This is a genomic window from Tissierellales bacterium (genome assembly GCA_035301805.1).
Taxonomy (GTDB): domain Bacteria; phylum Bacillota; class Clostridia; order Tissierellales; family DATGTQ01; genus DATGTQ01.
Window position 1 is genome coordinate 1 of the sequence record DATGTQ010000024.1, and the last position, 5,733, is coordinate 5,733.

The window sequence follows — 5,733 nt, forward strand, 5'->3', positions numbered from 1 at the left end:
ATTTTATCTTCTTCGTCTAAATCTAAGATTGAATTTAAGAAATCGATTAGAATAATTTTACTCTTCTTTTGTTCTCTTCCAAAGAGAGCCTTAAAAACTAGGTCATTTAATGGACTTAACAGTTCTTTAGTTCCCATTTTCCGGACCTCCTATATAATATTATCCTTATATTTATTATACCCTATTTTAGATAATTCTGTATATTAATATTAAAACTCATTTAATATTTGTTGACTTCTTACTAATGTTGTAAAGATCCCTATATCTTGATCATTACATCCTATATATTTTAACATACATTTTGTCCCACTTGGATAAACCTATAGTTCTTTGTCCCCGATCCAATAATCCCCATGGCTATATATTTATTTAAATCATATCTATCCATAAGAGCATTTGATGCTATTAAACCTACTGCACCAGATACTAGACGTTTAACTTAAGTTGCCACAACTTGTTCTATTGAAACACTACTTGCTATTGGAGCTTCTATACTAGAGATTATTGTACTTGCATTACCTATTGTATAATATAATTCTGGATTGGATTCAAAGTGAGCATCTCCAGCAGGATTTACATCTATAGACTTACCATCTCCTTTTATTCCATAATATAAATTATCCAATCCTTCTTCAGTATTGGACAACCCATGTATTGTAGAGCAACTACCAACTGCAAAAGCTCCTGCCACCATTCAACTATATCTAATGATTTTTAGGAAGCCCCTAAATGGACTTTTATCACCAAATTGTTGCCCACCACCATTTCCCTAACCCTCAGCTTTATTTGCAATACTAGTTTACAATAGAAAGTCTTCAAGTACATCTACATCACATATATGGGTCGGTTCTAACAATAGTCAGATAGAACCCGTTACCTTTGCTATGGGGAGGATTGCTTCCTTCAGCTTTATCTATATCTATTGAAATAGGATTCATATAATCCCTATGACTATCTAATATGCTGTAGTGTTGTCCTTTTATAGTAATAAGACTTTTTGAAATGTTCATATGCTTTATTTATTCATATATTTCAAAATATAAAAAACATATAAGTCTAGTAATTTATCATAATATTTGTCGACTGGTAGATTTTTTTAAGAGGCTTATCTAATTTATATTTAATAAGTAAATTGAATAATCCTTAATTATTAATTTTACTTAGTTTTATTCAAAAAACAAAAAGGGTTTCACCCTAATTTGTTGGATTAACTAAGTAGAAACAAAATTATGCAAATGGAGTGAAACCATTCAATATGTATATTTAACCAACAACCCTATTTCCCTTGAAGAAATTATGAGTTTTTAACAAAAACTAGATTAAATTATTTTCTTATTACAATTATATCAAAATTGCCAAGATTTTAAGTTCTTATCTAAATCTAAAATCTTGACAATTTTGATATTATTTATTTAATAGTACGTTTTTAAATTTGACACTAATTACAAACAGGATATACATATATTTCTATACATTTTAAAAAACATTCTTGCCGTTTCTTTTTCCTCATCCGTTAGCATATTAGAAGCCTGGATTTCTGCTGAATCATCTTCGGTGTAATCATCGGGAAATATTCTTTCTAATCTAAAAACATAGACAATGTTTATGGTTTCATCTTTTACTAAATTTAAAGCTTTTATAAACTTAATCTTATCCTTTAAATAAAACTTTGTAATTAACTTACCAAATTCTAATGTATATATACCATAAGGATTATTATATAATAGAATAGCATTAGACATGGTTTCCAAATCCTCTATTTTTTCATTCATTATCTTCTTTAATATTTTATCATTAAAACTTTCACCATAGTCTTTAGCCATATTATTCCAATCTAATAAAGTTAAATGATAGAAAAAATCTTTTCTCTCCGTATTAGTTAGCTCTGATTTATTGGTATAATCATATATTAATTCTTCACTAGTTTTATTTTCTTTCATAGAATATCCCTCACTTTCATTTAAAGGATACCCTAGTAATTTGATTTAATGCATCAAGTTTATGCTGAATAATAAGGTGTTTTTGTATATTCTATGGTATATTTCTGGACTAAAGACAATAGAGGATGATCAGCACTATCTCTTCATCCTCTATCACTATATGGTATTATTTATTAACTTCTTCATTAAGCTTTACCACTTCAGATTTAGAAAGGTCCGTTGCTTTTACTACTAAGGCTATTTCTGTTCCTTCTTTTAATAAGTTTTTAGTTATTTCAAGATTTCTTTCTCGTATTCCTTTTCGCATGCCTTCTTGCATACCTTTTTGTATTCCTTTTTGCATTCCTTCCTGCATTCCCTTCTGTATACCCATTTCTTCTCTTCTCCGTAATATACTCATAGTAACAGCCCCTTTCCATATAATTTTTTTATTTCCTTTACTATATCTTCTTCCGTAATATTATCATTAGTTAGTTCTATATATTTTAAATATATTTCTCCATAGTAAATTAGTGTTTCCACTGATTCTTCATTTTGTACTTCTTCTAAAGCTAGTAAAAAATTTGTTAATATCACTTCTATATACTCTTCAAAAGCATCCTGAAACGCCTTAAGCATCATTGCGGTTAACTTAGTTAATCTTTCAAAATCACTTTCTTCATATTCTCCTATGTTAAAAAAATCATATTTAAATACTGGTGCTCTTTCTTAAAGTATTTTGGTAATCCACCAAATCCTGGTATCATATCTCTTAAATCTGTTTTCAGATTCCATTTCTCTTTACCGTGATAAATTACCATTGGTACAATAATTGGTAGTTCATCTTTGTTCTCTTTTCGTACTATAGTCATCCACGATTTTAAAATAATACCAAGTTATCTATTAATTCTAAATTAATAATGCTTCTTTTATGTCTTTTAATTTAGTAATTTTTCCATTAATTCTAATGGTTTTACCCTCAAGAATTTCTACAGTATTTTTATTTATAAGGTATTGGTTAAACTCTTTTCTAATAGCCCAACTGTTTTCCTGTGCTATACTCCTAAGCTTTTTATAAACTTCTATTTCTAAATTGCTTTTTAGTTTTAGTTCATGCATATTTTCTGCATTTATTAATAGATAAAAAGTAGTATAAGATACAAGCTGAGTTCCAGATTGAATAGGTTTAATATGTTCAATTTCTTTAATACTATCTAAATCAAACCTTAAATATATTTCTTCTTCAGTACCTCTTCGTGCTGGCAGTTCCTTACACTCTCCTCTTTTGTATTTTACTATATCATTTATTTTAGCAAAATATTTAATCCCACCCGCGTTACCAAAAGATCTTTTAGACTGATAAAAAGCCAAATATTCTATTCCTAGCCTAACATTTGATAGTCTTTTTTCTGGTATATGATAAAACTGTTGCTCCTTGTATACCCCTAAGTGTTTTTTATCCTTAACATTTACAACCATTACATTCTCCAATTTGAACTTTGCATAATCATCATAATCATCTACTAAAATTCTTTCACTTTTAGCTTCCAAATGGGATTGATTAATTATTCTTTCTAAATGTTTAGAAAGAAGTTTTGTACTTCCTGGTAACATAGGAAAAGCCCCTACATTTACTTCATTTATACTCTTATAGAATTTATGATTTTTGAAATCTTTCTCGTTCCCATAAGGAAACATCACATATGCTCCGAAGGTCTCATGTTTATATTGAAACTCATCACTCATTTTTGATACAATGGCATCCCTATACCTATGCATAACATTTATATCCTCTACCATAGGTCCTACTTTGCCATCACTTATAGAAATTCTATATTTTGCATCAAAAATATAGGTTCTATTCTCTTTGTCATTAAGATTTCTAATATGCAAAACAGTATCTGGCCGTTGATCCGTTGTAGGCATAGTATAAGATTTATTGTACCAAAGCTCCAATTTATTTTTATTATTTTTATATATCATTTTAGCTTGAGAGTCTTGCGAAAGTGATAGATACATACCATTATCCTTATACTGTAATATTCCATATTCCTCAACATCATAACCTAAATCAGATAATATTTTGTGAATCTTTATATAGCACCATATCTCATACAAAGAATATAGTTTTTTAGGTGTAATCTTAAATAAATCATCTCCTAAGTCTAAACCCTTATTAAGCATTACATATTTCTTGTACATTTCTTTATAACCTGGTGCCATTTGGAAAACTAAGCTCATACTTTTGTTTCCAGTTAAATCACCAACTTTTTGAAAATAATTATTTAGATACATTTCTAGAATTTGTATCTTTTTTCTAATGAAATTTAAAGTATTATTCTCCCGTTGATCTCTACTACCCAAATACTTCTCAATAGTTCTTAATCTCTTAACGGTTTTTTGAACCATATATTTCACAAATCTATTTTCAAATATATCTATAGTTGTAATTTTCTTTTCTTGTACTACTTTTTGAGGGTAATAAAAAGAATTATTTATATTTATAAATCCTTTATTTGATTTGGTTAAAATATCAGCATGAGTTCTGAAATATTTTATAGTCTTATTAGATATTCTCTTGGCTTTGTGGGTTTGTGTTAAGCTTTCACAAGTAATAACATTATGTTTAAAATTATTCACAATTCTTTTTAATGCAAGTTCCAAATCACCAAAAATAACATCTAAAATATTAAGGAATTCTGTATTAGTCTGATAGGCAGTATCTTTTAACTTTCCTTCTAAATAAGTCTTATCTAAAAATTTAAAAGCTAAGGAAGTTATTTCCTCATTAATTTCCATAATTAATTCCTGATAATCCTTATAATAATCTAGTTTGCTTGGAAAAACTTCTAAAATTATTTTAATAACTTTGTTACCATCCTTGTATATATCTATATTGGTATATCCAATATCAGAAGAAAAATCTATAATACCAATAAAGGAATTTCCAATCGCCTGGAACTCATCAGTTATTCTAACTCCACTGTGAAAGATTTCATAATTTCCTTCCTCCTTTTTCTCTAATACTAATTGGTATTGTCCATCTTCAAAAAAACAAGGCATCATAGTATGCCCATAGTTTGTAACCAAGTTTCCATAATCGGTAATAGTCTTAAGATTTGTCTTCATATGGTGATCGTAATATATCTTTATTGCAGCTGGCTGATTTAGATTAGTCTTTAGATTTTTAATCCTTTCCTTTGGATTCCCTCCAATTATAAATAAATTAAAATCCTTATTTTTCAATTGTACAAGAGTAGTTCTATTGCCAGAATGAAGCAAATCCATCTTCATAACCCCTCAACATCATAAGTATTTTATTTGCAGAATTAATATATAAAGCTGTTTCTAATCCTTCTTCCCCATGTTTAATATAATCTATCTCTTCAACAATCTGACTACTTGGATTACAATAATTATATAAATCTATAAGGATTTCTTTAATTACTCTTTCACTTCCTGTAATAGTTGGTAGAATCTTTTGCATAATCTGGTAATCAAACGCTATATGTTCCTCTAGTAAACCATTTATTTTATTTTCCAACATATAAAATACAATTTCATCCCTTACTCTGTATCCAAAATGTTTATTACCTATAGCCATTATATTATTAATCTCAATTATCTCATCATTTATCCTAGTAACATACTTTCTTTCAGCATTAATTGCATCCTTTATAGATAAAAATCTAGTTTTAAACCATGAATTATCTAAACTTAACTTGTCTATATTATCTTCCGTATCAAAATCTAATAAATCTAATCTTACATCAGAAAACTCTATTGTATTAACCCGATCTAATACTTTCCTACT

At 28.0% G+C, this 5,733-nt stretch carries 8 protein-coding genes; all 8 read right to left on the minus strand.

The window, feature by feature from the left end:
- Positions 1–439 precede the first annotated feature (439 nt).
- The gene (locus VK071_01045; protein ID HLR33903.1) at positions 440–694 is read right to left on the minus strand and encodes a hypothetical protein; all 255 of its coding nucleotides are present in this window, start codon (positions 692–694) and stop codon (positions 440–442) included.
- Between the two features lie 136 nt (positions 695–830).
- Complete coding sequence (locus tag VK071_01050; GenBank protein ID HLR33904.1) at positions 831–1,010, minus strand: hypothetical protein; 180 nt, start codon at positions 1,008–1,010, stop codon at positions 831–833.
- 432 nt (positions 1,011–1,442) lie between these two features.
- Complete coding sequence (locus tag VK071_01055) at positions 1,443–1,940, minus strand: hypothetical protein (GenBank protein HLR33905.1); 498 nt, start codon at positions 1,938–1,940, stop codon at positions 1,443–1,445.
- Positions 1,941–2,106: 166 nt separating this feature from the next.
- Entirely contained in the window at positions 2,107–2,340 is a 234-nt protein-coding gene (locus tag VK071_01060; protein ID HLR33906.1) for a hypothetical protein, read from the minus strand.
- Positions 2,337–2,561 (minus strand): hypothetical protein, encoded by a 225-nt coding sequence (locus tag VK071_01065; GenBank protein HLR33907.1) that lies wholly within the window; start codon positions 2,559–2,561, stop codon positions 2,337–2,339. Before VK071_01065 ends, VK071_01060 begins: the two co-directional genes overlap by 4 nt.
- A 47-nt stretch (positions 2,562–2,608) precedes the next feature.
- Positions 2,609–2,791 carry an Rpn family recombination-promoting nuclease/putative transposase gene (locus tag VK071_01070; GenBank protein ID HLR33908.1) on the minus strand — a complete coding sequence of 61 codons (183 nt, stop codon included), beginning with the start codon at positions 2,789–2,791 and terminating at the stop codon, positions 2,609–2,611.
- Between the two features lie 37 nt (positions 2,792–2,828).
- On the minus strand, positions 2,829–5,207 hold the full coding sequence (locus VK071_01075; GenBank protein ID HLR33909.1) for a DUF2357 domain-containing protein: 2,379 nt from the start codon (positions 5,205–5,207) through the stop codon (positions 2,829–2,831).
- The coding region (locus VK071_01080) for a hypothetical protein (GenBank protein HLR33910.1) at positions 5,182–5,733 on the minus strand (552 nt) is incomplete at its 5' end. The genes VK071_01075 and VK071_01080, both read right to left, overlap by 26 nt.

What these genes read in the sequence shown, in the direction of transcription:
- VK071_01055 (HLR33905.1), bottom strand. Translation starts at nt 1,940, where the DNA reads ATGAAAGAAAATAAAACTAGTGAAGAATTAATATATGATTATACCAAT.
- VK071_01050 (HLR33904.1), bottom strand. Translation starts at nt 1,010, where the DNA reads ATGAACATTTCAAAAAGTCTTATTACTATAAAAGGACAACACTACAGC.
- VK071_01075 (HLR33909.1), bottom strand. Translation starts at nt 5,207, where the DNA reads ATGGATTTGCTTCATTCTGGCAATAGAACTACTCTTGTACAATTGAAA.
- VK071_01070 (HLR33908.1), bottom strand. Translation starts at nt 2,791, where the DNA reads ATGACTATAGTACGAAAAGAGAACAAAGATGAACTACCAATTATTGTA.
- VK071_01045 (HLR33903.1), bottom strand. Translation starts at nt 694, where the DNA reads ATGGTGGCAGGAGCTTTTGCAGTTGGTAGTTGCTCTACAATACATGGG.
- VK071_01060 (HLR33906.1), bottom strand. Translation starts at nt 2,340, where the DNA reads ATGAGTATATTACGGAGAAGAGAAGAAATGGGTATACAGAAGGGAATG.
- VK071_01065 (HLR33907.1), bottom strand. Translation starts at nt 2,561, where the DNA reads ATGATGCTTAAGGCGTTTCAGGATGCTTTTGAAGAGTATATAGAAGTG.